The sequence below is a fragment of the Mycobacterium sp. genome (genome assembly GCF_044370595.1).
Lineage (GTDB): Bacteria > Actinomycetota > Actinomycetes > Mycobacteriales > Mycobacteriaceae > Mycobacterium.
On the sequence record NZ_JBILVF010000040.1, the window covers coordinates 1 to 23,883 of the forward strand.

Annotated in this window: 26 protein-coding genes; 10 read left to right on the forward strand and 16 right to left on the reverse strand. The window is 67.3% G+C overall.

Annotation, left to right across the window (positions count from 1 at the left end):
* Positions 1-264: 264 nt before the first annotated feature.
* Positions 265-1,392: an NAD(P)H-dependent amine dehydrogenase family protein gene (locus ADBZ5N_RS07985; protein ID WP_526256959.1), complete on the reverse strand. Its 1,128-nt coding sequence runs from the start codon at positions 1,390-1,392 to the stop codon at positions 265-267.
* Between the two features lie 35 nt (positions 1,393-1,427).
* On the opposite strand from ADBZ5N_RS07985, the gene ADBZ5N_RS07990 reads away from it, so the two are divergent.
* Positions 1,428-2,168: a glucose 1-dehydrogenase gene (locus ADBZ5N_RS07990; protein WP_526256960.1), complete on the forward strand. Its 741-nt coding sequence runs from the start codon at positions 1,428-1,430 to the stop codon at positions 2,166-2,168.
* A gap of 28 nt (positions 2,169-2,196) precedes the next feature.
* Here ADBZ5N_RS07990 and ADBZ5N_RS07995 read toward each other — a convergent pair whose 3' ends face one another.
* Positions 2,197-3,006, reverse strand: a complete 810-nt coding sequence (locus ADBZ5N_RS07995; RefSeq protein WP_526256961.1) for an HAD family hydrolase — start codon at positions 3,004-3,006, stop codon at positions 2,197-2,199.
* Positions 3,003-3,911, reverse strand: coding sequence for a DMT family transporter (locus ADBZ5N_RS08000; RefSeq protein ID WP_526256962.1), 909 nt, complete (start codon positions 3,909-3,911; stop codon positions 3,003-3,005). The genes ADBZ5N_RS07995 and ADBZ5N_RS08000 overlap by 4 nt, the downstream gene beginning before the upstream one ends.
* Positions 3,912-4,045: 134 nt before the next feature.
* On the opposite strand from ADBZ5N_RS08000, the gene ADBZ5N_RS08005 reads away from it, so the two are divergent.
* From ADBZ5N_RS08005 to ADBZ5N_RS08015, 3 genes are read left to right on the forward strand one after another with little or no spacing between them, the layout of a single operon-like run.
* Positions 4,046-4,708: a GNAT family N-acetyltransferase gene (locus tag ADBZ5N_RS08005; RefSeq protein WP_526256963.1), complete on the forward strand. Its 663-nt coding sequence runs from the start codon at positions 4,046-4,048 to the stop codon at positions 4,706-4,708.
* Positions 4,695-5,957 (forward strand): oxygenase MpaB family protein, encoded by a 1,263-nt coding sequence (locus ADBZ5N_RS08010; RefSeq protein WP_526256964.1) that lies wholly within the window; start codon positions 4,695-4,697, stop codon positions 5,955-5,957. The genes ADBZ5N_RS08005 and ADBZ5N_RS08010 overlap by 14 nt, the downstream gene beginning before the upstream one ends.
* 28 nt (positions 5,958-5,985) lie before the next feature.
* Positions 5,986-7,257, forward strand: coding sequence for a competence/damage-inducible protein A (locus tag ADBZ5N_RS08015; protein WP_526256965.1), 1,272 nt, complete (start codon positions 5,986-5,988; stop codon positions 7,255-7,257).
* Position 7,258: 1 nt separating this feature from the next.
* Here ADBZ5N_RS08015 and ADBZ5N_RS08020 read toward each other — a convergent pair whose 3' ends face one another.
* The 8 genes from ADBZ5N_RS08020 to ADBZ5N_RS08055 all read right to left on the reverse strand — a co-directional run bounded on the left by ADBZ5N_RS08020 (position 7,259) and on the right by ADBZ5N_RS08055 (position 12,968).
* Positions 7,259-7,489: a hypothetical protein gene (locus ADBZ5N_RS08020; protein ID WP_526256966.1), complete on the reverse strand. Its 231-nt coding sequence runs from the start codon at positions 7,487-7,489 to the stop codon at positions 7,259-7,261.
* 233 nt (positions 7,490-7,722) lie between these two features.
* A complete protein-coding gene (speB, locus tag ADBZ5N_RS08025; RefSeq protein WP_526256982.1) occupies positions 7,723-8,721 on the reverse strand; it encodes an agmatinase in 999 nt (332 codons plus the stop codon).
* Positions 8,722-8,809: 88 nt separating this feature from the next.
* Positions 8,810-9,892, reverse strand: coding sequence for a GGDEF domain-containing protein (locus ADBZ5N_RS08030; RefSeq protein ID WP_526256967.1), 1,083 nt, complete (start codon positions 9,890-9,892; stop codon positions 8,810-8,812).
* Entirely contained in the window at positions 9,889-10,485 is a 597-nt protein-coding gene (locus ADBZ5N_RS08035; protein WP_526256968.1) for a class I SAM-dependent DNA methyltransferase, read from the reverse strand. Before ADBZ5N_RS08035 ends, ADBZ5N_RS08030 begins: the two co-directional genes overlap by 4 nt.
* 7 nt (positions 10,486-10,492) lie before the next feature.
* Complete coding sequence (gene yaaA, locus ADBZ5N_RS08040; RefSeq protein WP_526256969.1) at positions 10,493-11,239, reverse strand: peroxide stress protein YaaA; 747 nt, start codon at positions 11,237-11,239, stop codon at positions 10,493-10,495.
* 30 nt (positions 11,240-11,269) lie between these two features.
* Positions 11,270-12,001, reverse strand: coding sequence for a molybdate ABC transporter substrate-binding protein (modA, locus tag ADBZ5N_RS08045; RefSeq protein ID WP_526256970.1), 732 nt, complete (start codon positions 11,999-12,001; stop codon positions 11,270-11,272).
* 6 nt (positions 12,002-12,007) lie between these two features.
* Entirely contained in the window at positions 12,008-12,496 is a 489-nt protein-coding gene (locus ADBZ5N_RS08050) for an Rv1352/Rv1906c domain-containing protein (RefSeq protein WP_526256971.1), read from the reverse strand.
* A gap of 37 nt (positions 12,497-12,533) precedes the next feature.
* Positions 12,534-12,968, reverse strand: coding sequence for an STAS domain-containing protein (locus tag ADBZ5N_RS08055; RefSeq protein ID WP_526256972.1), 435 nt, complete (start codon positions 12,966-12,968; stop codon positions 12,534-12,536).
* A gap of 283 nt (positions 12,969-13,251) precedes the next feature.
* Between ADBZ5N_RS08055 and ADBZ5N_RS08060 the strand changes: the two genes are divergently transcribed.
* From ADBZ5N_RS08060 to ADBZ5N_RS08070, 3 genes are read left to right on the forward strand one after another with little or no spacing between them, the layout of a single operon-like run.
* Entirely contained in the window at positions 13,252-13,743 is a 492-nt protein-coding gene (locus ADBZ5N_RS08060; RefSeq protein WP_526256973.1) for a redoxin domain-containing protein, read from the forward strand.
* Positions 13,744-13,745: 2 nt separating this feature from the next.
* Positions 13,746-14,645 (forward strand): cytochrome c biogenesis CcdA family protein, encoded by a 900-nt coding sequence (locus ADBZ5N_RS08065; RefSeq protein WP_526256974.1) that lies wholly within the window; start codon positions 13,746-13,748, stop codon positions 14,643-14,645.
* Positions 14,646-14,653: 8 nt separating this feature from the next.
* Positions 14,654-14,920: a hypothetical protein gene (locus ADBZ5N_RS08070; RefSeq protein WP_526256983.1), complete on the forward strand. Its 267-nt coding sequence runs from the start codon at positions 14,654-14,656 to the stop codon at positions 14,918-14,920.
* Between the two features lie 60 nt (positions 14,921-14,980).
* Here the strand turns inward: ADBZ5N_RS08070 and katG are convergent, their stop codons facing one another.
* Together katG and ADBZ5N_RS08080 are read right to left on the reverse strand one after the other, a co-directional pair.
* A complete protein-coding gene (katG, locus tag ADBZ5N_RS08075) occupies positions 14,981-17,128 on the reverse strand; it encodes a catalase/peroxidase HPI (protein ID WP_526256984.1) in 2,148 nt (715 codons plus the stop codon).
* A gap of 55 nt (positions 17,129-17,183) precedes the next feature.
* Positions 17,184-17,678: a Fur family transcriptional regulator gene (locus ADBZ5N_RS08080; protein ID WP_526256975.1), complete on the reverse strand. Its 495-nt coding sequence runs from the start codon at positions 17,676-17,678 to the stop codon at positions 17,184-17,186.
* Positions 17,679-17,749: 71 nt separating this feature from the next.
* On the opposite strand from ADBZ5N_RS08080, the gene ADBZ5N_RS08085 reads away from it, so the two are divergent.
* Positions 17,750-18,631: a mycobacterial-type methylenetetrahydrofolate reductase gene (locus ADBZ5N_RS08085; protein WP_526256976.1), complete on the forward strand. Its 882-nt coding sequence runs from the start codon at positions 17,750-17,752 to the stop codon at positions 18,629-18,631.
* A complete protein-coding gene (locus ADBZ5N_RS08090) occupies positions 18,628-19,590 on the forward strand; it encodes an o-succinylbenzoate synthase (RefSeq protein ID WP_526256977.1) in 963 nt (320 codons plus the stop codon). Before ADBZ5N_RS08085 ends, ADBZ5N_RS08090 begins: the two co-directional genes overlap by 4 nt.
* 88 nt (positions 19,591-19,678) lie before the next feature.
* Here ADBZ5N_RS08090 and ADBZ5N_RS08095 read toward each other — a convergent pair whose 3' ends face one another.
* Positions 19,679-20,644 (reverse strand): MOSC domain-containing protein, encoded by a 966-nt coding sequence (locus tag ADBZ5N_RS08095; RefSeq protein ID WP_526256978.1) that lies wholly within the window; start codon positions 20,642-20,644, stop codon positions 19,679-19,681.
* Between the two features lie 187 nt (positions 20,645-20,831).
* Here ADBZ5N_RS08095 and ADBZ5N_RS08100 point away from each other — a divergent pair, with 187 nt between their 5' ends.
* The gene (locus ADBZ5N_RS08100; RefSeq protein WP_526256979.1) at positions 20,832-21,749 is read left to right on the forward strand and encodes an HpcH/HpaI aldolase/citrate lyase family protein; all 918 of its coding nucleotides are present in this window, start codon (positions 20,832-20,834) and stop codon (positions 21,747-21,749) included.
* A gap of 103 nt (positions 21,750-21,852) precedes the next feature.
* Here ADBZ5N_RS08100 and ADBZ5N_RS08105 read toward each other — a convergent pair whose 3' ends face one another.
* Together ADBZ5N_RS08105 and ADBZ5N_RS08110 are read right to left on the reverse strand one after the other, a co-directional pair.
* Positions 21,853-23,394: a GMC family oxidoreductase gene (locus ADBZ5N_RS08105; protein WP_526256980.1), complete on the reverse strand. Its 1,542-nt coding sequence runs from the start codon at positions 23,392-23,394 to the stop codon at positions 21,853-21,855.
* Positions 23,395-23,424: 30 nt separating this feature from the next.
* Positions 23,425-23,883, reverse strand: a 459-nt coding sequence (locus tag ADBZ5N_RS08110) for a cytochrome P450 (protein WP_526256981.1), incomplete at its 5' end; no start/stop codon positions are given.

The following is a 23,883-nucleotide window of genomic DNA, read 5'->3' on the forward strand; positions in this document are numbered from 1 at the left end:
GGCCTTGCTCAACTGCAGCGTGGGCAGTGAAGTGTTCCGGGCGCAGTGCATCTCGCTCTACGTCAACGGCGGGTACGGCATGTATCCGGGGGCTGTGTTGGCGCCTGGCTATCACCCCTGAGCAGGTAGTCGACCCATCCGCACACTGATGATGCCGCCGTTGCCGCTGATGTCGTTGCCGTCCGGGGCCGAGGGCGGGATCAGCGCCACCAATCCGACAAGCTAGAGCGGCTGCAGCCGAGGCGAGAACCAGTCGTCGGGTGCTCATTGCAGCCTTCTATCCCGCAGGCCGTGGGGCGAAACCCGTTGCCCGGCTCTGGACTTGGCGAACAGCTGCACCGATGAGACCAACGGCAGGTCAAGCGTGGTGCGAATGCCGGGAGGTGCGTCCACCACTGCCGGGATCGCGTTGACGATTCGCGCAGCAGCACCTGCGATAGCGGCGTGGTTGTGGTCGCCGTGACTGCTGGTGGGGCAGATGTCGACCGCATAGGAGGGTTCTCCGGTGATCTCCACCCGATAGGAACCGCCCGGCTGGGCAGGTTGAGCCCAGTCCGGCCGCAGGTCACCGCGCAGCCTGGTGACATGTTCGACGACGATGGCAGGCCGGTCGCCCACCATCCCGTAGATCTGGAAGCGCACGGCGGCCACACCCCCTTTGGGGATGTGCCCGGCGGCGATGTCGAAGGCCTCCGGGGCCGGTTCGCGTTCGTAGCTTTCGGTGATCGAGTCCAAGGAGATGTTCAGACCGGCCGCCAATTGGCGAAGAGCGGAGCCCCATGCAATGGACAGCACGCCCGGCTGGAACAGAATCGGCGTCTGGTCCATGGGCTTGCCAAAGCCCATCACGTCGAACATCACGATAGCGCCGTCATAGGTGGCGTAGTCGGCCACCTCCATGCAGCGGATCTGCTCGATACGCCGACAGGTGCTGGCGAACGCAAGCGGGATCAGGTCGGTGACGAAACCAGGGTCCACACCGTTGACGTAGACACTCGAATTACCTTGTCGCGCAGCTTCTTCGATCGGAGCGATGAATTGATCGGGGATCACCTGCCACGGGAACTGAAGCACCCCGGGTGCGGATCCCACCACGTTGACCCCGGCGGCCAGAATGCGCCGGACGTCGTCCATGGCCTGCGGCATCCGGGTGTCGCCCATGGCGCAGTACACCGCACACTCCGGCGTGTCGGCCAGCGCCGCATCGAGATCGTCGGTGGCGGTGACGCCGGTACTGGTGTGCAGCCCGGCGAGTTCCCCGGCGTCCTTGCCGACCTTGGCCGGGGTGGACACCACCAGTCCGGTCAGTTCGAAGGCAGGATTCTCGATGAGCTCGGCCAGGGCCAGCCGACCGACGTTTCCGGTTCCGATGTGGACGACGCGAATGGCCATGGAGCGAAGTTACCCGCACGGTAGCCTGACCGCCCATGGGACGCGTTGACGGCAAGGTGGTTCTGATCAGTGGCGGCGCCAGAGGTATGGGCGCCGCCGACGCCCGAATGCTGGTGGCTGAGGGCGCCAAGGTGGTGATCGGCGACATTCTTGACGACGAAGGGCACCAACTCGCCGAGGAGCTGGGCGACGCCGCCCGCTACGTCCACCTCGACGTCACCAGCGGCGAGGACTGGAAGGCTGCGGTAGATAACGCCGTGGAGACCTTCGGCAAACTCAATGTGCTGGTCAACAACGCCGGCATCGTGCAGGCCGCACCGCTGAAAACCGCCGATCTCACCCGCTGGCAGAAGGTGCTCGACGTCAACCTGACCGGTCCTATGCGCGGAATCCAGGCCGTGATCGACCCGATGATCGCCGCCGGCGGCGGGTCGATCATTAACGTCTCCTCGATCGAAGGCATGCGCGGGGCGGTTTGGGCACACAGTTACGTGGCCTCCAAATGGGGACTGCGTGGATTGACCAAATCGGCTGCTCTGGAACTGGCCCCGGAGAACATCCGGGTGAACTCCATCCACCCGGGGTTCATCCGCACCCCGATGACCAAGCACCTCCCGGACAACATCGTCCAGGCGCCCATGGGCCGTCCGGGCACCCCCGACGAGGTGGCAACGTTCGTAGTGTTCCTGGCCAGCGACGAGTCGTCGTTCTCGACCGGTTCGGAATACGTAGTCGACGGCGGGCTGATCACCGACGTCCCGCACCGGGCCCTGTGAACGGGCCCTGTGAACGGGCCCTGTGACTTCAGCGGCCGCGACGCCCGCGTAGGGCCACCGCATTGAAAGCCGCGCCCAGCACTGCCCGGCCCAACCCGGGCAGGTGCGCCAGGGCGTCGGCGGTTGTGCGTTGGCCGGGAACGCTGATCCGCAGCACCGGCCAGTGTTCGACGGCAGCCAGCGCCGCCAGGCCGGGACGGGGGTTGACCGGACGCGGGTGCCCCACCAGTTTCATCAGAGCCGCATCCTCGTCGCCGTCGGCGTAGAAGTAGCTTTGCCGCAGTTCCACGCCGTGTTCGACGGCGAATCGTTGCGCGGCTGCGGCTTTCTGCGGCCCCCACACGATCGGCCGGTTGATCCTGCCGGTGAGCAATCCGTCGTTGTCGAGCTCGAAGGTGTTGCACAGCACGTGCGGAATGCCCAGGGCACGGGCCACCGGCGCGGCGTGAATCGTGAGAGCCGAGGAACTGAGCACCAGGGTGTGTCCGCGCTCGCGATGCGCCTCGACTATCTGGCGCATCAGCGGATACACCTTGTGCACCACCTGCTCGGCGAACAGTCGCTCGCCGATCTCGTCGAGTTCGTCGAGCGACTCGCCGCGAAGGTACTCGGCGGCTCGCACCAGGAGCCGCTCGAACTGCATCCGGCCCAGCTTGTAGCGCAGCGAGGCCTCGACGACGCCGAGCACCTCGCCGATGCGGGCCTGTCCGCGACGGATCCGGTCGCCGGCGTGGGCGACGGCGGTGAAGCCGTCCACCAGGGTCCCGTCGCAGTCGAAGAACGCTCCCACCGCCGGACCGGACGGACCCGCTGCGATCCGAGCCAACTGATCGCTCATCGGGCCGACCGCCGTGCCACCGCGGTTTTCCGGCCAGCCTCCAGTTCCTCCTCATAGGCGCCTTCGTCGCGGCCCAGAGCGATGGTGGCCGCGGCCATCGCCGCGAGTGCGATACCGAGGATCACGGCTGTCGGCGGGTTGACCGCCAGGTGCTCGCCGAGGATCATCTGCCCGAGCAAGACGGCGACGACCGGTTCCAACACCAGCATGGCCGGCACCGAAGCCCGCAGCGATCCGGCGTGGAAAGCGGACTGTTGCAGCAACGTCGCAACCACCCCGACCAGAATCAGCAGGTAGGCGACCGGCGAGACCGCGAGTCGCGCGGCATGGCCCTCGGTCACGGTGTTCATCACGATCTTGGTCAGCACCGCCAGCACGCCGAAGAGAACCCCGACCGCGGTGGCCAACAGCAGGGCACGCCGCCACCCGGTGAGCCGGATCGCCAGGGGAAGGGTGCACACCGCGGTGAACAACGCAACGGCCGCCACCAGCACCGCTGGTCGCTCGGACCCCTCGTAGTCGCCGGGTGCGGTGCGGGCCAGTGCAACGAACACCGCCAGTGCCACCGTCAGAACCAGCGCCCACACCCATTCCACCCGTGTGACCCTGCGCCCGGCGAGTCGGGCGCTGAGCGGCAGCGCGAACAGCAACGCTGACACCAGCAGGGGAGCGACCAGCGTCAACGAACCGAATGCCAGCGCGATGGCCTGGAAGACGTAGCCGGTGACCGCCGCGCCGGTTCCGGCCCACCACAGCGGCCGGCGCAGCAGCGTTGCGAGCATGACTGTGCTGACACCCTGATCCTCGGGCACATCCATGGTGGCCCGCTGACGCACCACGATTCCGATGGCGATGAACACCGCACTAGCCAGTGCCGCGGCCACCACCAGGGTGCGCTCCAGCAAGGGGGTTCCTTCCGCGTCGGTGTTGCCCCACCGAATCTAGGCCACCCGCACTGTGGCCGGGGGCTCGCCGGGTGAAGCGTCTTCACCCACGACTCAACGACGACTTCGTGCCCCGCGCTGACTACGCTAAAAGCATGACCGACCAAGACCGCACCGTTACCCGCCGTGCTATCGCCGATGCCCTGCTCACCGCACTGGAACGCCGACATGAGTTGGTCGACGCCATCGTCGACTCCACCGACCGGGCAGCGGCGATCGACGCCGTCACCGACCTTCTGGGCACTCCGCGGGTCGGCAGCGAGGCCCTGATGGGCATGCGGCTAGACCAGTTCACCAAGGAGTCGCGCCGGCAGATCGCTGCCGAACTCGACGACCTCAACGGCCAGTTGAACTTCACCGCGGCCGAACGGCCGGCCAGCACCGACGACTCGCTGCGATTGCGCCCGTTCTCCCACGAGGACGACCGCGACATCTTCGCCACACGCACCGACGAAATAGGCGCGGCTGGCGACGGTTCCGGCTCTCCGGCGGGCAGCCTTGAAGACGAAATCCGTTCGGCACGTAAGCGTTTGCGGGCCGAGGAGGCCGCCTGGTTCATCGCCGTGGACGGCGACCAGAAGGTGGGCATGGTGTTCGGCGAACTCGCGGGCGGGGAGGTCAACGTACGGATCTGGATCCACCCCGAGCACCGTAAGAAGGGGTATGGCACCGCAGCCCTGCGCAGGTCGCGTTCGGAACTGGCGGCGTGCTTCCCGGCCGTTCCGCTGGTGATTCGTACCCCCGGTGCCCCCGGCTGAGGTGTTGCAGACCGTCCCGAAGGCTTTCCGGTATCCGGCGGCCAGGACCGGCACGTCGCACGCTCGGCTGCGCCATGCAGTGTTGCGGCTCACCGGCATCGACCTTTTTCCGGCCGATGAGATTGCTGCGGCGTTCAAAGCCGGGCTGTGTGAGGGCGACCCGATCGCTGAGCGGTTCGTCGCCGAGACCTACCACGGGGAACTCGGCGCACCCCGGGCTCGCGAAATGGTCGAACGGGCGTTGCGCGACGGCATCGACAGCGTGCCGGACGCTCCCGCGTCGTTACGCGCTCTGATCGAGGACTTCGCGCGGGTTCCCGATTGGGTTGATCCCGAACTGGTCGAAAAAGGCGCCGCTGTCTGGCGCCGGTGGGCCTACGCGCTCGGCGCGGTCGGCAACGCCGGAACCATGGACACCTACACCGAAAGCTGGTTGGCGCTTCCCCTTTCGCTGTCCGGTGGTTACGCGGGGGAGCGGGCGCTGCACCGCTATATGGAGACTTCGCGGTGGTGGCTGGAGGTCAGTCAGCCCGGCGCGGTGCTGCGTCCCGGCTCAGTGGCCAGGGCGATTTCGCTGCATGTGCGGATCATGCATGTGAGCGTGCGGGCCCGAGTGAAGCAGCACCCGGAGTGGGACTTCGACCGACTAGGCCTGCCGATCAGCCAGTCGGCGATGTTGCTGACGTTGTTGGGCGGCAGCGTGGCACCGGCGGTGGGTCTGACCGCCCTGGGATTTCTCACCTCACCCCGGGAGATGCGGGCGGTGCTGCATTTCAACCGGTACTGCGGGCATTTGGTCGGTGTTCGCTGCGACGGCTACTTCCCGGAGACGGTGCTGGATGCCTGGCGGATCCTGTTCATGGCCGACTCCGCCCGCAGTTATGACTCGGCGGCCACCGGCAGCGAACTGGTGGAGTCTTTCGTTCCCGCGTTCGCCCCGAAACCCACCCAGCGGGGACGCGACCGGCTGCGGGCCGGCTATCACTACCGGGTCCAGGCCGGCTACTCCGGGTTGTTCATGCTGCCGTGGAATCGCCGTCGTTACGAACTGCCCTCGCCGATTCCGGGTATCGCGTTGCTGTTGGCGCGGGCACCACTGATCGCCGGTGTCGAAGTCGCGCGCCGGATCGTTCCGGGGCTCGATGAGCGTTGGCAGCGTTTCGGGTTGAGCCGCTGGGAGCGCTGGTATCGCTGGCAGTCCGGCGGGCGGGCTGCGGAGTTCACCGCGGCCACACCCCTGCGTCGGTAGGGGCCAGTCGGCCGTAGGCTCTTAGCCGATGAGCGCACGTGCAGGAATACTGGTCACCGGAACCGAGGTGCTGACCGGCCGGGTGGCCGACCGAAACGGCCCCTGGGTGGCCGACCGGCTGTTGGAACTGGGTGTGGAGCTGGCGCACATCACCATCTGCGGCGACCGTCCAGCCGACATCGAGGCGCAGTTGGGGTTCCTGCGGTCCGAGGGGGTGGACCTCATCGTGACCACCGGCGGCCTGGGTCCGACCGCCGACGATATGACGGTGGCGACGGTGGCTCGGTTCTGCGGGCGGGAACTGGTCCTCGACGAGGCGATGGAAGCCACGATCGCCGGAGTCGTCGCCCGCTGGATGGCGCGTTTTCCCGACATGGATGTCGAGGCGGTGCGGGCGGCCAACCGTAAGCAGGCCATGGTGCCCGAGGGTGCAACGGTCCTGGATCCGGTTGGAACCGCGCCGGGGGTCGTGGTCACTGGCACCCCGACCGTGGTGGTGCTGCCCGGCCCGCCGAAGGAATTGCAGGGCATGTGGCCGGCGGCGATGTCGACGGCCGAGGTGCAGCAGGCGATCGCCGGCCGCACCGCCTACCGGCAGGACACCGTCCGGATGTTCGGGGTCGCCGAGTCCAGCCTGGCGGAAACCCTACGCACCGCTGAGCATCAACTTCCCGGCTTCGCCGTACTGGAGATCACCACCTGCCTGCGCCGCAGCGAACTGGAGATGGTGACCCGCTACGAGCCCGACAACGAGGCGGACTACCGGGCGCTGATGGATCTGGTGCGCGCGCGGCACGGTACGGCGATCTTCTCTGAGGACGGTTCGACCGTCGACGAACAGGTTGCTGCGCTGCTTGCGGGTCGACGGATCGCCACGGCGGAGTCCTGCACCGCCGGTATGCTCGCCGCGCGTCTCACCGACCGCCCCGGATCCTCCGACTACGTCGCCGGCGGTGTGGTGGCCTACGCCGACGACGCCAAAGCGGCTCTGCTCGGGGTGGATCCGGCACTGATCGCCGAGCACGGGGCGGTATCCGCCGAAGTCGCCGAGGCAATGGTCGAGGGCGCCCTGGTGCGGCTCGGCGCGGACACCGCGGTGGCCATCACCGGCGTCGCCGGCCCCGGGGGCGGTACCGAAGACAAACCGGTGGGCACGGTGTGGTTCTGCGTCCGGGTTTCCGGCGGGCCGACGGTAACCCGGTGCGTACGGGTGCCGGGGGAGCGTGCTGACGTCCGGGAACGGTCCACCACAGTGGCCATGCACCTGCTGCGCCGTGCCCTGCTGGGCACCGCCGACTGACTTACGTCAGACAGACCTCGTCGCTGCTGCACGGGTCGCACAACGCCAGCAGACGGCCGCCGATAGCGGCTAGTTCCACGACCAGGGTGGCGCGGTCGAGGCCGGCGTCCAATGCCGCGTCCAACAGTTCGGTCAGTTGATCGGTGGCGTGCTCGGAATCCGCCCGTGCCTGACGGGCTGCCCTGATGAGCCGCCACGCGTAGCGGTGTTCGTCGAGGAAGGGGTCGGTCATGGTCTGCTTTCGGCGAGGTCTATCGAGTGTGCCGCATCGACGCGGCGAGTGTCAGCGGATCCACCGGGAAATCAAAGACGTTGTCGGGGTAGGGTTCCGGCTGATAGGTGAAGTGCCACCTCTGCTTGTCGCCGTTGACAAACCCCTGCCGTTTCAGCCTTCGGTGAGCAACAGTCGATTCGCAACAGTCGATTCTCCGCCTGATCTCCGCCGGGTTTCGGCGGCGCGGCACATCAATCTGCCAGCGGCGAGGGCGGTCCGGGTTTGGCGTGCGCGGCGTCGCGCCGGCGGGCCGCCATCCCGGCCAGCGCCTCGAACACCACCCGGTGGGCGGCATTGACGGTCAGTTCGGCGTGGTCGTAGGCCGGGGCCACCTCTACCACGTCGACCCCGACAACGTCGTGTTCGAAGCACAGTTGGCGGACCATCCGCAGCAGGTCGGCGCTGGTAATTCCGCCCGGCTCCGGGGTACCGGTACCGGGGGCGTGGGCCGGATCGAGAACGTCGATATCCACTGAGACATAGAGCTTCTCGGCCTTGGCCAGTGCCTCCCCGACCGCCCGGCGCATCACTTCCTTGAAGCCGCGGTCCCAGATCTCCTGCATGGTGTGCCAGGTCATGCCCTGCTGCTGCATCCACTCGAAGGTGTCCTGCGGCGGCCAGTAGCCGCGCAGACCGACCTGGACGAAGTGGGTGCCGGGCACGGCACCGGACTCGATGAGTCGGCGCATCGGGGTGCCGTGGCTGGCGAGGTTGCCCTCGATGATGTCGGCGGTGTCGGCGTGGGCGTCGAAGTGCACGATCCCGACATTGCCGTAGCCGTGCACATCGGCCACCGCGGTAGCGGCCGGCCAGGTGATGGAGTGATCGCCGCCGAGGATCACCGGGACGATGCCGCGGGAGGCGATTGCGTGCACCCGTTCCCGGATGTTGGCGTGGGACTGCTCCGTCAGACCGTGCGGGCAGTAAGCGTCGCCGAAGTCGACCACCTCGAGCCAGTCGAAGATCTCCAACCCCAGATCCATGTGGTAGGTGCCGGGTTCGTAGGCGGTCGACCGGATCGCGCGCGGGCCGAAGCGCGCGCCGGGCCGATTGGAGGTGGAGATGTCGAACGGCGCCCCGACGATCGCGACGTCGGGCTGCCAGGCGTCGAGTTGCTCGGGTTCGGTCAAAAACGGCCGCTGACCGAAGGACACCATTCCGGCGTAGGCCAATTCCAGTTGCTCGGCCATGCCGGGAGGAAGTTCGCGTGCGGGGCGGTGGTGGTGGTCGCCACTCATCCCGAAGACACTACCGCCTCGAGGGGTCAAGCATGGGGGGTCAAGCCTGGTCGTGCTCAGCGACACATTCGGTGGTGTTTCCGCCTCGCCGGCGCGCCTGGAACATGGCAGTTGCGGCCCTGGCGATGGCCTCGTCGAGCACGTCGTTGGGCGGCTGGCCGGCCAGCGGCCGCAGCGGTGTACTCACCATGCCGATGCTGGCGGTGACACCGCCGGGAGTGGAGGCCACCGCGCCGCGGATCCGCTCGGCCAGCGGGGTGGGGTCCGGTGTGGTGAAGACATCGGCGACGAGGAACTCCGCATCGTCGACGTGTCCGATGACCGCATCGCGCCGTACCGTCTCGCGCAACGCCTGGGCCACCGAAATCCTGGCCCGGTCAGCTCCGCGGCCGCCCTGCAGGCTGAGCCGTGCGGCGAAGCCGTCGATCGTGATCACCGCGACCACCAGGTACCGATCGTCATCGCGATTGCGGGAGCCAAGCAGGGTTGCAGCGGCTTCGTCAAAGGACTGCCGGTTCAGCAGGCCGGTGAGCGGTTCGAGATCGGTGGGCTCATCTGAGCTGGAACCGAACTCGGCGATGACTCGGCAGGCCACCAGGACGGCGATGTTGATCAGCACGACAGGGGTCGTCACGGCAATTGCCGTCGGCACATCCTCGCCGGCAATCCGGATCGCCAGCCACAGGATGGTTGAGCCGGCGGCGAGGGAAACGAACACCTGCAGGCTCGTGCCGTGGAACAACGCGGCGTACCCGAGCACGAACGGGAAGGCCGTTGCGACGAGCAACCCCGAAAACGGGTTGTGGGACACGATGCACCCAGCCGACAGGAGAAGGGAGCCGATGATGACGACGGCGATGGACTGCGACCGGCTCGGCCACCGGTAGCGCAACCACGGGCTGGCCAGCACCACACAGGCCAGCGGGATCAGCGCCATCAGCAACCTGCCGCCGGGAATGTTGCTGGCCCGCGGATTGGCGGCGGCTAGCAGGGCAGGCAAACCCAGCGTGAGGATGCAACCGGCCACCACGCGCATCGTGGTCTGCTGATGGCCCCGGGCCGCCAATCGCGCGGTAATGGCGTAATACTGATCGGGAATCGATCCGCGGAAAACCTTGATCACCTCCGGTGCACCGAGACCGCGTAGTCGCCGCCCTCGAAGGGGTGCCGATCCCAGGTCGCCCAGCGCCCCACGGGTGCCAAACCCGCAGCTACGGCCAGCTGGTCATAGCGCGCCAGCGGCAGCCGGTCGGGCTGTACGGCAAAGCCCGCCACCAGCAGGCCGTGCGGGGTGAGACGGGCAGCAAGGTTGGTGATCACCCGGGACTCGGTTCCGGGTTCCAGAAAAATCATCACGTTGCCCGCCAGCAGCACCAGATCGACGTGTTCGGGCAGTCCGCAAAGGTTGTCATCCGAGAGATTGCCCTCAACCCAGGCCAACTCGGGAGCCTTAGCGCGGGCAGCGGCCAGCATCTCCGGATCGGCATCCACACCGGTGGCCTGCAATCCCCGCCGGGCCAGTTCGATGGCCACCCGGCCGGTTCCGCAGCCGGCGTCGAGTACGGTTCGCCCGCCCGTCGCCCGCAGCAGAGACTGGACAAGATCAGCTTCGCCGTGGATGTTTTCGCCGGCTTCCAGCAGTGGCCCCCAGCGGGCGTCGTAGTCAGCGCCGCGTGCGGCGTCGGTTGCCTGCCAGAGGGTGCTCACCGGTTTCATCTTCGCATCATGCGGGCACCACAATGGTCACTTGTTTGCCATTGCGCTCGACGCTCATGCCGGCCCGTCGGGCGATTGTCGCCACCGCTGCGGCGTCGTCGGGCTCAGTGGTGGCCGACGCCAAGGCGCGCGCCAACCGTCCCTTATGCGACTTGTTGAAATGGCTGACCGTGGTGCGGCGCCCGTCGGGATGTTCGGCGAGCACGCCGACGCGGACCGCCTCGGCGAGTCGGCCCAAACCCACATAGGCCCCCGAACGCAGATCCACCACCAGCTCCTGGCGGGACACCTCGGCGAGAATCGGCTCGAGAACCGGACGCCAGCGGGCGGACAGGGCGGGCCGGCCCGCCAGTTTGGATCCGGCCGACAGCCGGTAGGCGGGGATCAGATCGTCGGCCCGCAGCAGACCGAACAGCGCCGAACCGACGGCCAGGCGGGCACGTGCCCGGGCAGCGGCTGCCCCACGGAGTGACTCGACGTCGAGCGCGTCGTAGAGCACCCCGGTATAGCGCCGCAGGGCGGGCAGGGTCGGGGCACTACGCAACAAGGCATTACGGGCGATCTCGGCGTCCTGAGCGGGGGAGATGCCCAGCGCCCGGCGGCACTCCGCAGGATCCGCGGCCAATTCGACCAGTTCGGACACCAGTCCGGCGCGCAGTGGTGTCAGTTCCGGCCAACTCAACCCGCCCAGAGCCAGAGGCGGGCCCTCACCCCCGGCGCGTTTGGTCTCCGATGGCGGCAGCAGCACGATCACCCCGCAGAGGCTAGTCGCCGCGGTCTGACCTCACGGCGCACCGAAGCCCGAGGCGGCCAACACCTGGCGCCCGACGGCACCGGTGACCAGGTCGACGAAGCGGCGTGCCCGCTGCGAATCGCGGGCGGTTTTCAAGACAGCGATCTGATAGGTGTTGACCGGGGCACCTGGTAACTGCACCTCGGTGACCTCGTCGCCGGCGGCGCGCGCGTCGGTCAGGTAGACCAGTCCTGCGTCGGCCTGCCCGCTGGTCACCTTGTTCAGCACGTCGCTGACCGAGGATTCCTCACTGACCGGGCGCAACCGGACACCTGCCCGCGACTCCAGCCCGGGAATTGCTGCGCCGCAGGGAACCTGGTGGGCGCAGATGACCGTGCTCACTCCAGCCAGGTCGCGAAACGTGTTGACGTTCCGAGGGTTTCCCGGCGCCACCACAATTGTCAACGTGTTGGTCGCAAACGCCCGGGCCGGGCCGTTGAGCAACCCGGCTGTGGCGGCCTTGTCCATCGTCGCAATATCCGCGGCGGCGAATACATCGGCGTCTGCCCCGTGGACCAGTTGGGTCAGTAGGTCAGCGGACCCAGCGACGGTGAGTTCGACGGTGCCGTTGTCGATGAAGGCGTCGCCGAGCGCAGTAAACGTTCTGGCCAGCGAGGCCGCGGCGAACACCGCCACCGGATTCTGGGGGCCGGACTGACAACCCGTCGAGGTGACCGTCAGTACTGCCGCGGCGGCCGCCGCCACGGTCGTGATGACACGCATCGCCCGTCAATACGGGGGCAGCACGCCGTTACCGGATTGGCCGGCAAGTCCGTTGAGGATGTCGAGGTTGTGTCGCAGTTGAAGCTGGGACAGCCACGGCGGGTTCTGGTTCGGTGGTGCCGCGCCGGGGGTCAACTGCCACGGCTGGCAGCCGTTGGTCTTGAACGCCACGTCACCCGCGTCGATCTGCACCACCTGGGGCTTCTTGGACAACGCGTTGTCCACCGTTTTGTCGTCCCCGCCGATCCTGCGCCAGTAGCAGGTGTCACCGGGAAGCGGGCCGGCCGAGGTGTAGACACCAGGCAGGATCTGGGTGCCTATCGCGAAGGTGCCGTCATGGTCAATGGCGACCGGCCCGGGTGCCGCGGGGGAGCCGTGGTCGGCCGGTGGAGCCGGTACCGGAGGCAGCGGAGTGGGTTCTGCGGCGGCGGACCCAGCACCGCCGAGGCCGAATCCGATCGCCACCACTGCCAGTAATGCCGACTTGCCGCCCACGGTTGTGAGATTACCTGCGCGCGGCGCGCCGCCGCCGTCAGGCCGTGCGGCCCAGCAGGGGAAGCAGGAACCGGCGGCGGCGCAGGATCGCCTCATCGAACTGGTGCTCGGCCGCCGCCACCGAATCGATCACCGGCAGCGCGGCGTACTCGGCGCGGGTGCGCAACCGCCGCGACACCGCGTCACCGGGCACGAGCGTCCAGTCCACACCGGCGAGGGCGCAGCGCTCCTCAACGGCGTCGAGCACGCTCAGCCCGCGGGGTGTGAAGCTGGAAACCGCACTGAGGTCCACAACCAAACGGCTGTCGGCGGCGACGAAGCGGACGGCATAATCACGCACCCGCTCGGCGTTGGCGGCGTCGATGCGCCCCCGAACGGCGACCACCGTTACCCCGTGCCGCCGATAAGCCCACAGGTGGGCGCCTTTGTGATCCACGGCCGGATCGCCGTATCGGGACGTGAAGCTGGTCATGTGTGACCCCTTTGCGCCGGATGTCGCCGACCGCGGTGAGCGGCCGCTGTAAGCGACGCTATGGCGCAAATCTAAGGCAGCTGGGAGCAGTCTTTAAAGGTCTGGTGAGAAAACACTTTTGCCGCGTGGCCGACAATTCCGGCAAACCCGTCCGGGACCGCAGACGGTGGTCTTACGCAATTCTGACCCCGACTCTCTGCCGTGGCGGCGGGTCGCGTGAAGTCCCTACCCTGAGAGGGTTCGGGTGTCGTGCGATTGGGAGGATTTTTCAGTGCAAACACTGATGCGAATTCTGTTGAGGGCGTTGGCTGTGGTGCTGGCGGTGACAGCGTTGACCATCGGGGTCGGTAGGCCTGCCACCGCCTCGGCCGCGGATCTGAACTTCACCGGGACCACCCTGAGCGGGGGAACCTTCAACGGCAACAGCCTGCAGGGCAAGCCCGCGGTGCTGTGGTTCTGGACTCCGTGGTGCCCGTTCTGCAATCAAGAGGCGCCCAGTGTGGCTGCCGTGGCCGCCGCTAATCCTGGTGTGACCTTCGTCGGTGTGGCGACCCGCGCCGACGTAGGAGCGCTGCAGAGCTTCGTCAGCAAATACGGCCTGAACTTCACCAACATCAACGACACCGACGGCTCGATCTGGGCAAAATTCAACGTCCCGTGGCAGCCGGCTTACGTGTTCCTGCGTCCCGACGGCACGTCGTCGTTCGTCAACAATCCGACCTCGTCGATGTCGCAGCAGGAGCTCAGCGACCGGGTACAGGCCTTGACGTCCTAGGGGTGAACAACGACCTGCTCGGCCTGGCGTTCGCCGCCGGGATGGTTGCAGCGTTCAACCCGTGCGGATTTGCGATGCTGCCCGCCTACCTCGCGCTCGTCATCGAGCGTGAGGGGGGCGGGCGGTTGGCTGCGGTGGGCCGGGCACTGTTGGCGTCCGCGGTGATGGCCCTGGGCTTCCTCACGTTCTTCGGCCTGTTCGGACTGCTGACCGTGTCCGTGGCATCGACGGTCCAGCGTTACCTTCCCTATGGCACCGTGGTCATCGGCAGCGCCCTTGCGGCCCTGGGGATTTGGCTTTTGATGGGCCGACCGCTGCCTGGCCTGCCGGGAGGTCTGGGTTCCCGGTGGGCGCCCACGGCCCGACTGGGGTCGATGTTCGGCTACGGGGTGGGTTATGCGCTGGCTTCGCTGTCTTGCACAGTCGGTCCTTTTCTGGCTGTCACCGGGAGCAGTCTGCGTAGCGGTTCGGTGCTCGCTGCTCTTGCGGTCTACGCCGCCTATGCGGCCGGCATCGCGCTTGTCGTCGGGGCCCTTGCCGTCGCCGTCGCACTGGCCAGCGCAACGGCGATCGGCCGGATGCGTCGGATGCTGCCGTTTGTCAACCGGGCCAGCGGGGCGGTGCTGGTCGCAGTCGGGCTCTACGTCGCCTACTACGGCTGGTACGAGTTGCGGTTGTTCGACGGCACTGGTTCGGCCGAGGATCCGGTGATCGGGGCGGCGGGTCGCGTCCAGCGGGCGGTGGCCGGGTGGGTGTATCAGCACGGTGCCTGGCCGTGGCTGGTGGTGCTTTGTCTCACTGTCGGTACGGTTGCGGCCCTGGCATGGTCGAGGACGCGGCGACGCCTCCAAAGGCGGCATCACGCTGATCAACTAGCGGCGGCGGTAGACTCCGGCGCATGAAAAAGAGCATTCGCCGTCTTGCTGGTGGCGCGGTCGCCGTGCTGGCGCTGGCCGGCGGACCGGCGGCCCTGGCCACCATCGCGCCCAGCGCTACCGCCTACGCCGACGTGTGTGCCAGCGCGGGCCGACGCATCTCGGTCAGCGGCTGTGCCAACCTGTCCGACGTTATGGCCCCGTATGTGGTGCCACCGGACGCCTACGCTCCGCTCACCCCGAACGCGAGTGCCTGCGTGGGCTGGAATGGGCGCTGGGTCAGCGCGAATAGCTGCACCTAGATATCGCGCGCAACGGAAAACCCCCGCCGCGTCACGGCGGGGGTTTTCCGGCTGTGTTGACTAGCGGTGCAGGTCGAACCGGTCGTTGTCCATCACCTTCACCCACGCTGCGACAAAGTCGTTGACGAACTTCTCGCTGGCGTCGTCGGAGGCGTACACCTCCGCCACGGCGCGAAGCTGCGAATTCGAACCGAACAGCAGATCGACCCGGCTGGCGGTGTACTTGTCCTTACCGCTGGTCCGGTCCTTTCCGACATAGGTTCCGTCGTCCGCCGGCGACGGGGACCACGCCGTGCTCATATCGAGCAGGTTCACGAAGAAGTCCGTCGTCAAGGCGCCTGGCCGATCGGTAAGCACGCCCAGTTTGGTGTCACCGACGTTGGTGCCGAGCACCCGCAGGCCACCGACGAGGACAGTCATCTGCGGCGCCGACAGCCCCAACAGATTGGCCCGGTCGATGAGGTGGTACTCGGCCGGCAGGCCCAGCCCCTTGCCGGCGTAGTTGCGGAAGCCGTCGGCTTTGGGCTCCAGGTAGGAGAACGAATCGACGTCGGTCTGCTCCTGGGTGGCATCGCCGCGGCCCGGGCTGAACGGAACCTCGATGTCGAATCCGGCTGCCTTGGCCGCCTTCTCGACACCGACGTTGCCCGCCAGCACCACGAGGTCGGCGAAGGACACGTCGACACCAGCGGATGACTGAATGTCTTCGAGCACCCGGATCACCTGAGCCAGTTCGTCCGGCTCGTTGACCTCCCAGCCCAGCTGCGGCTGCAACCGGATCCGACCGCCGTTCGCTCCACCGCGCATGTCACTGCCGCGGTAAGAAGACGCGGCCTTCCACGCGGTGGAAACCAGTTGCGGTACAGTCAGATTCGATCCGGCGATCGCGGTCTTCAGCTTCGCAACAGCCTCGGCGGAGAGCTGATTTCCAGCCGAGATGACGTCCTGCCACGCCCAGGTCTGCTCGGGCACCAGCGGTCCCAGGTAGCGGTTCACCGGCCCCATGTCGCGGTGGATGAGCTTGAACCAGGCCTTGGCGAACTCCTCGGCCAGTTCCTCGGGATGATCCAGCCAACGACGGGTGATCTTCTCGTAGATCGGGTCCATCCGCATCGACAGGTCGGTGGTGAGCATCGACGGGTGGGTCTTGCCATCACCCTGAGCCATCGGCACCGTGTTGGCCCAGCCGTTGTCCTTCGGCTTCCACTGAAACGCGCCGGCCGGACTCTTGGTCAGCTCCCACTCGTTGCCGTAGAGGATCTCCAGGTAGCTGTTGTCCCACTTGGTCGGGGTGTGGGTCCAGATGACCTCCAAGCCGCTGGTGAACGCATCGTTGCCGACACCTGTGCCCTTGTTGCCGTTAGCCCAGCCGAGGCCCATCTCGTCCAGCGGAGCCGCCGCGGGCTCGGGGCCCATGAGGTCGGGGTTGCCGTTGCCGTGGGTCTTGCCGAACGTATGACCGCCGACGATCAGGGCCGCGGTCTCGACATCGTTCATCGCCATCCGGCCGAACGTCTCGCGGATGTCGATGGCCGCGGCGACCGGGTCCGGCTTGCCCTCGGGCCCTTCGGGATTGACGTAGATCAGGCCCATCATGGTCGCGCCGAGCGGGTTCTCGAGTTTGGTGCGGTCGCTACCGGCGTAGCGGTCCTGGGAGCCCAGCCACTCGCCCTCGGCGCCCCAGTAGATGTCCTCCTCAGGCTCCCAGAAGTCCGGGCGGCCGAACGCGAAGCCAGCTGTCTGGAAGCCCATGGTCTCCATCGCGCGGTTGCCGGCGAAGACGATCAGATCCGACCAGGACAGCTTCTTGCCGTACTTCTTCTTGACCGGCCACAGCAGCCGACGCGCCTTGTCCAGGCTGGCGTTGTCCGGCCAGCTGTTCAGGGGGGCGAAGCGCTGCATACCCCGACCGCCACCGCCGCGACCGTCTTGGACGCGGTAAGTCCCGGCGGCGTGCCAGGTCATCCGAACGAAGAAGGGGCCGTAGTGGCCGAAGTCGGCAGGCCACCAATCCTGCGAGTCGGTCATCAGGGCATCGACGTCGCGGGTGAGTGCGTCGACGTCCAGAGTCTGGACCACCGTCCGGTAGTCGTAGCCGGGGTCCATCGGGTCGATGACGTCCGGGTTCTTCTGCAGAATCTTGAGGTTGACAGCGTTCGGCCACCAGTCGCGGTTGCTACCGCCCTCCACCGGCGGCCTGATGCGCATCGGACAGCCGCCCGCCGCAGAATCCGTCTGAGCCTCGCCGATGGGCGGATTGTGGTCAGCCACGTGTGTTCCTTCCAGAATTGGGTTTGGGTGAAAAAGCGGTAATCACCGGTTGTGATCCCGAAGTTCTCTGGGCCGAGCAGTCCGGGCACTGGCCCCAATAGATGACTTCAGCCTCGTCAACGATGAAGCCCTTGTCGTCGAGGGGGGTCAGGCACGCCACCTGGCCGGCCGCACAATCCACGTCGCCGATGGTTCCGCACCTGCGGCAGACCACATGGTGATGGTTGTCGCCGACGCGCGATTCGTATCGGGCGACCGAACCGGACGGTTGGATCCGGCGAACGATGCCGGCCGCGGTCAGTGCGGCCAGTACGTCGTAGACCGCCTGCCTGGAGACCTCGGGGTGGGCCAGTCGGACGGCGCCCAGGATGGTGTCGGTGTCCGCGTGTGGGTGGGCGTGCACCGCTTCCAGGACGGCCACTCGGGGACGGGTGATGCGCAGATCGGCGGACCGCAACTCGGCTCGCGCATCGGAAAAACCCGCCACAAGTTTCACCCTAGCCCTTTTCTGGATCCGGTCAAGATTGCTGCGGGGCGCGGTGAGTATGGTGTTGGGTCGTGCCCTTCAACACGGTGGCTTATGAACTCGTGCCCGCCAACGTCGAGCGTTCTCGCGACCAGCGGGTCGAAGAGGCGCGCAAAGCCATGATGCTTTCCGCGCAGACCGGTGCGCATTTCAGCCACGTGATGATCCCCGGGATGATCGACGAGGACGCCGGCCGGCCGGTGGAGATGAAGCCCAAACTTGATGTTCTGGATTTCTGGGAGCTGGTCTCCCCGGAGATGCCCGGGGTGCGCGGCTTGTGCACCCAGGTGACGTCGTTTTCCGATGAACCCACACTGCGGCGGCGACTGGAGGTTCTGCTGGCCGCCGGCATCGAGGGGATTGCCTTCGTCGGGGTGCCGCGGACCATGAGCGACGGTGAGGGCACGGGCGTTCCGCCGACCGATGCACTGACGCTCTACCGCGACCTTGTCCCGAATCGGGGTGCGATCCTGATCCCCACCCGGGAAGGCGAAGCCGGCCGCTTCGGATTCAAGTGCGATACGGGCGCGACCTACGCGCTGACCCAACTGCTGTACTCCGATGCCATCGTCGGATTCCTGAGTGACTTTGCCCGCGACAGCGATCACCGGCCGGAAATCCTGCTCTCGTTTGGCTTCGTACCGAAGCTGGAAAGACGCGTCGGCTTGCTTAACTGGCTCATCCAGGACCCTGGCAACCCCGCCGTTGCCGCCGAACAGGACTTCGTCAAAACCCTGGCCGCAAGCGACACCGAGGACAAGCGCCGCATGACGCTCGATCTGTACAAACGTGTCATCGACGGGGTTGTCGGCCTGGGCTTCCCGCTGAGCATTCACCTGGAGGCCACCTACGGCGCATCAGCGCCGGCCTTTGACACCTTCGCCGAGATGCTGGCCTACTGGTCGCCCAGGTGAAGACCTGGATCGACTTCGAGGCCGCCCCGGTTTTCGCCATTCCGCTCACCGATCCGTTAAGCGGGGTGACGGTCTGGGAGGGCATGCTGATCGAGGGCCCGCAAGGGTGGGGGGAGTTCAGCCCTCCCACGGGTTGTGATGACCGGCAGGCTGGCCGCTGGCTGACCGCGGCCATCGAAGTCGGGACGGTGGGGTGGCCGGACCCGCGGCGCGGCCGGGTCCCCGTGGCGGTGACGGTTCCTGCGGTGAGCCCGCAACGGGCCCGCGAGCTGGTCGCCGAAGCCGGTTGCCGGACCGCGGCGGTCTGCGTCGGTGAAGACGCGCTCGACGCTGATCTGGCCCGGCTGGAGGCGGTGCGCGACGCCCTCGGCCCGGCTGCGGCGATTCGCTGCGACGCCAACGGTCGTTGGGATGCCGACACCGCCATCGCCGCCATTCCGGGTCTGGACCGCGCGGCCGGCGGGCTGGAGTTCGTCGAGCAGCCATGCCGCACCCTCGAGGAGGTCGCGGCGGTGCGTCGCCGGGTCGACGTGCCGATCGCGGTCGACCAGTCCCTGCGGGAGGGCGCCAATCCACGGGCGGTAGCCGCGTCCGCCGACATCGCCGTCCTCACCGTCGGTGCGCTGGGCGGAGTCCGCCGGGCGCTACGGGTGGCCGAAATCTGCGGGATCCCCTGCGCGGTCGCGGCGGAAGTGGAGAGCAGTGTCGGGATGTCCGGCGGACTAGCGCTGGCGGGGGTGCTCGACGACATCGGCTACGCCAGCGCGGTGGGTGGGGTGCGACTGCTATCCGCTGACGTGGTCAGCGCCGGCCGGTCGTTGCTGCCGCGGGACGGATATCTGCCGGTTGCCCCCATGCCGCCGGCTCCCGATCCCGGCCTGGTAGCGCGCTTCGCGGCCACCCCGGACCGAGAGGCATGGTGGCGCCAACGGCTCCTCGCAGCCCAGGCGTACCTGTAGCGGTACACAGACATCTGGCCGAATTCGCCCCGGGGCACCGCAGCGAGGTCACCGTGCGAATCCCGGCAGCGCCAGGGAATTGATTCGCCTAGGAACCTCGTGGCAGCACAGCTGACACCGCCCGCATCACGGCCCGCTTGACTGCTGTCCCCACGCCGGAGACCGCCGACGGCCGCTGTGGTGGGTTCAGATGAAGGATGTCGCCTTCGCTGATCTGGCCCGGGCTGCCCACGGTGGCGTAGACACCCAGGCAGCGCCGGGCATGCGCCGCCACGGTCCGGGTGATGACGGGGTCGCGACCCAGCCCGGGCTGTTCATGCGACGGCATGACGCAGCGAATGGTCGGGATTAGCGGGTTGACAGTGATGTCCGGCCCGCGCAGCACCCCGCCGCACCAGGTGAGTTCGGGCTGGCCCGGCTGACCGGGGGAGTCCAGCAGGATTGTCGGCCGGAACCGCCGGACATCGAAGTGCGAACCGGGTGCGATCGCCGACATGGTCTGCAGCGACTGCTCGGTCAACAGGTGCACCGGATAGGCGTCGACGTAGCTGCCCAGCGGAGTCGCGTAGCGGGTGATCTCGGCGAGCTTGCGTATCGGGAACATTGACAGGTCCGGCAGCGGTTCGTCGGGCCCTAGGCCAAAGATGGTCCGCAGATCGGCCTTGGTGGCCATCGGCGCACGGTACTCATCGCGCTTGGACAGCGGCGGCAGTGGACGCAGTTCCACATCCCGGTCAAGGTAGACCGACAGCGCCTGATGAATGGCGGGGTCCGCGCTGGAGACCTCCCGGCCACCCGGCAGGCCGATGATCACCTCCGGGGCATTGCCTGGTCCGGCACCCGGTCCGGGCGGACTGGCATAACGTGCGCTACACAGCAGCAGACCGGGCAGCCGCTTGGCGCTGGTAGTGGCGTTCAACTCGATATCGCGGACCGCCCAGGTGCGGTCTGCATGGGTCCCGAAAACGCCGATGTGTGCTGTTGAAAGCCGCTCGCCCGCCATGGATTTGACCGGATAACGCCAGATCGCCGTGACCCGACCGGCTTCGACCATGCCACGAGCCTACGAGGCGCGGCCGGTAAGCGCAGCAGTCTCGTTGAGCCGTGCGCTGCGCGGCGGGCTTTCTGATGCAGCATCGGCCGGGGTGCCCTTCAGGGGTGCTGCTGTTGGTCGTGCACTGCCGCCAGTGCGACTATGGAGCAGCAACTTTTGGCGGAGCGGAAGGCACCAGGCGAAAGCGATGTACGACCAAGCCACCGGATGGGACACCGAAACCCAGGATGTGGGAAGCCGTATTGATCCGGTACTGGCTCGCAGTTGGCTGCTGGTCAACGGGGCCCAGTTCGACAAATTCGCCCCCGCGGCCCGATCCCGCGCCGACATCGTGGTCCTCGATATCGAGGACGCAGTGGCGCCGAACGGGAAGGCAGCTGCCCGGGAGAACGTCGTTCGTTGGCTGGGCGAGGGGCACACCGACTGGGTGCGGGTGAATGGTTTCGGCACCCAGTTCTGGGCTGACGATCTGGACATGCTGTCCAAGACCTCGGTCGGCGGGGTGATGCTGGCCATGGTCGAGTCGGTGGACCACGTCACCGAGACCGTCAAGCGACTGCCCGACATCCCGATCGTCGCGCTGGTGGAGACCGCCCGGGGCCTGGAACGCATCACCGAGATCGCCGCCGCCAAGGGGACCTTCCGGCTGGCGTTCGGCATCGGCGACTTCCGCCGCGACACCGGCTTCGGGGAGAACCCCACGACCTTGGCCTACGCGCGGTCCAGGTTCACCATCGCCGCGAAGGCGGCGCACCTTCCCGGCGCGATCGACGGGCCGACGGTGGGGTCAAGCGCGCTCAAGCTCAGCGAAGCCACCGCAGTGTCCGCGGAGTTTGGCATGACCGGCAAGATCTGCCTGACGCCTGACCAGTGTCCGACGGTCAACGAAGGCCTGGCGCCGTCGCAGGAGGAGATCAGCTGGGCCCAGGAGTTCTTCGCCGAGTACGAGCGTGACGGCGGGGAGATCCGCAACGGCTCCGATCTGCCGCGCATTGCGCGAGCCACCAAGATTCTGAATCTTGCTCGCGCCTATGGGATTCGGGTGTCCGATTTCGACGACCAGGCCGTGCATGTGCCTGCGCCGTCGGATACCTATCACTACTGATCTCCCGAACACCGGCGCCGCCGCGGAGGCGGAGGGGCTGAGCACCTGCGGCTGGTCGGATTCGGCATGTCGTGGCGTTACCCACGCTGCTGGGCTCCGGCGATTACCCCGCGGCTGCGATAAGGTCCGCCGCTTTCTCCCCGATCACCACCGCAGGAGCGTGGGTATGGCCGCGGACAATGCTCGGCATCACCGAGGCATCTGCCACCCGCAGACCGCCAACACCGCGGACCCGCAAGTCGGGATCGACCACGCTGGCCTCGTCTCGTCCCATCCGGCAGGTCCCGACCGGGTGATATAGCGTGTGCGAGCAACTCTCCAGCGCGCGTTCGAGAGTCTCGTCATCGAGGGTGGTGGCGTGCACGGGCCGAAGAATGCGGCCCACCACGTCCTTGAGGGCGGGGGATTGGGCGATCGTGGCGGCCGCCCGAAGACCGGATAGCATCGCCGCGCGATCGGCACCGTCGGGATCGGACAGATAGCGCGGGTCGATGATCGGCTTGGCGGCCGGGTCTGCCGAGCGCAGAGTGACCGTGCCGCTGCTGCGAGGTTTGAGCAGCACCGGTCCGGTAGCGATGCCATGGCCGTGCACCTCGCCGATACCCTCTTCGTAGAATGGCCCGGGGGCCCAGATCAATTCGATGTCGGGCAACTCAAGTTCGGGTCGGCTGCGCACGAAGCCGTAAGCCTCGCCGACGTTGGAGGTCAGCATGCCGCGGCGGCGCAGCAAGTAGTTGGCCAACTCCGCCGGCTTCTCGGCGTCGAAGAGGCTGTCGTCGCGCACCTCGAAGCCCAGCGGGGTGATCAGGTGGTCGAGCATGTTCCTGCCCACCTCGGGGGCGTGTTTAACCACCTCGATACCGAATTCGGCGAGTTCCTTCTCATCACCGATCCCGGACAGCATCAGCAACTGCGGGGTGTTGACCGCACCGGCGCACAGCACCACCTCGCGCGAGGCCCACACGGTCTGCCTGCGGCCGTCGGCGTCGTCGAATTCCACTCCGACTGCGCGCCCGCCGCCGATCAGCACCCGCCGCACCGTGGCGTTGGTGAGCAGGCGCAGGTTGCGCCGGTACAACACCGGCTTGAGGTAGGCGTCGGCGCAACTCCACCGGGCACCGCGGCGCTGGTTCACCGCGGTCTGGCAGAACCCGTCGGCCGCTGGGGCATCCGGTGTGGTCAGTCGGTAGCCCGCCTGCTCGGCGGCCCGCAACCACGCCGAGGTCGACGCCCTCGGGCTGCGCTGTTCGGAGATCACCAGGGCGCCGTTTTCGGCGCGGTCGAAGTAGGGCCGCAGGTGCGCGTAGTCCCACTGCAGCCCCGCATGCTCACCCCACTCGTCGTAGTCGGCGGGGAAGCCGGGGACCCACATCATGGCGTTCATCGACGACGAGCCGCCGAGGACTTTGCCGCGCGGCCAATAGATCTCCCGGCCGCCGACCTCCTTCTGCGGCTCGGTGAGGTAGTCCCAGTCCAGCGGGCTGCGGAACAGCTTGGAGAAGGCGGCGGGGATGTGGACGAACTTGTCGTCATCCATCGGCCCGGCCTCCAGCACCACCACCTGATTGCGGGAGTCGGCGCTAAGCCGGCTGGCAACCACCGATCCGGCCGATCCGGTACCCACGACCACGTAATCGCTCTGCATCGACGAAGTATAGGAAACAGGCGACGGGGACTAGCGGGTGAGCCGGACCGGTAGGCGCTTGAGCGAGTTGTTCAGATTTGAGCGGATCCGCTCTGGGCGGCCGGCAAGCTCGATACCGGCGAACGTGGCGAGGAGCTCGTCGAAGAACACCCTGCCCTCAAGCCGGGCAAGGTGGGCTCCGAGGCAAAAGTGCACCCCCATACCGAAGGACAGATGCGGATTGGGGCTGCGATGGATGGTGAACGACTGGGGATCTGCGAACACCGACTCGTCGCGGTTGGCCGACGTGTAGTACATGGCGACCTTGTCGCCGGCCCGGATCGTCACACCGCCCAACTCGATGTCCACCAGTGCGGTCCGCCTGAAGTAGTGCAACGGGTTGTCGTAGCGCAGAATTTCTTCGACGGCACCGGGTAGCAGGGTCGCGTCGGCGCGCAGTTCGGCGAGTTGATCGGGATGGCGAAGCAGCGTCAGCAGCCCGGAGGACAG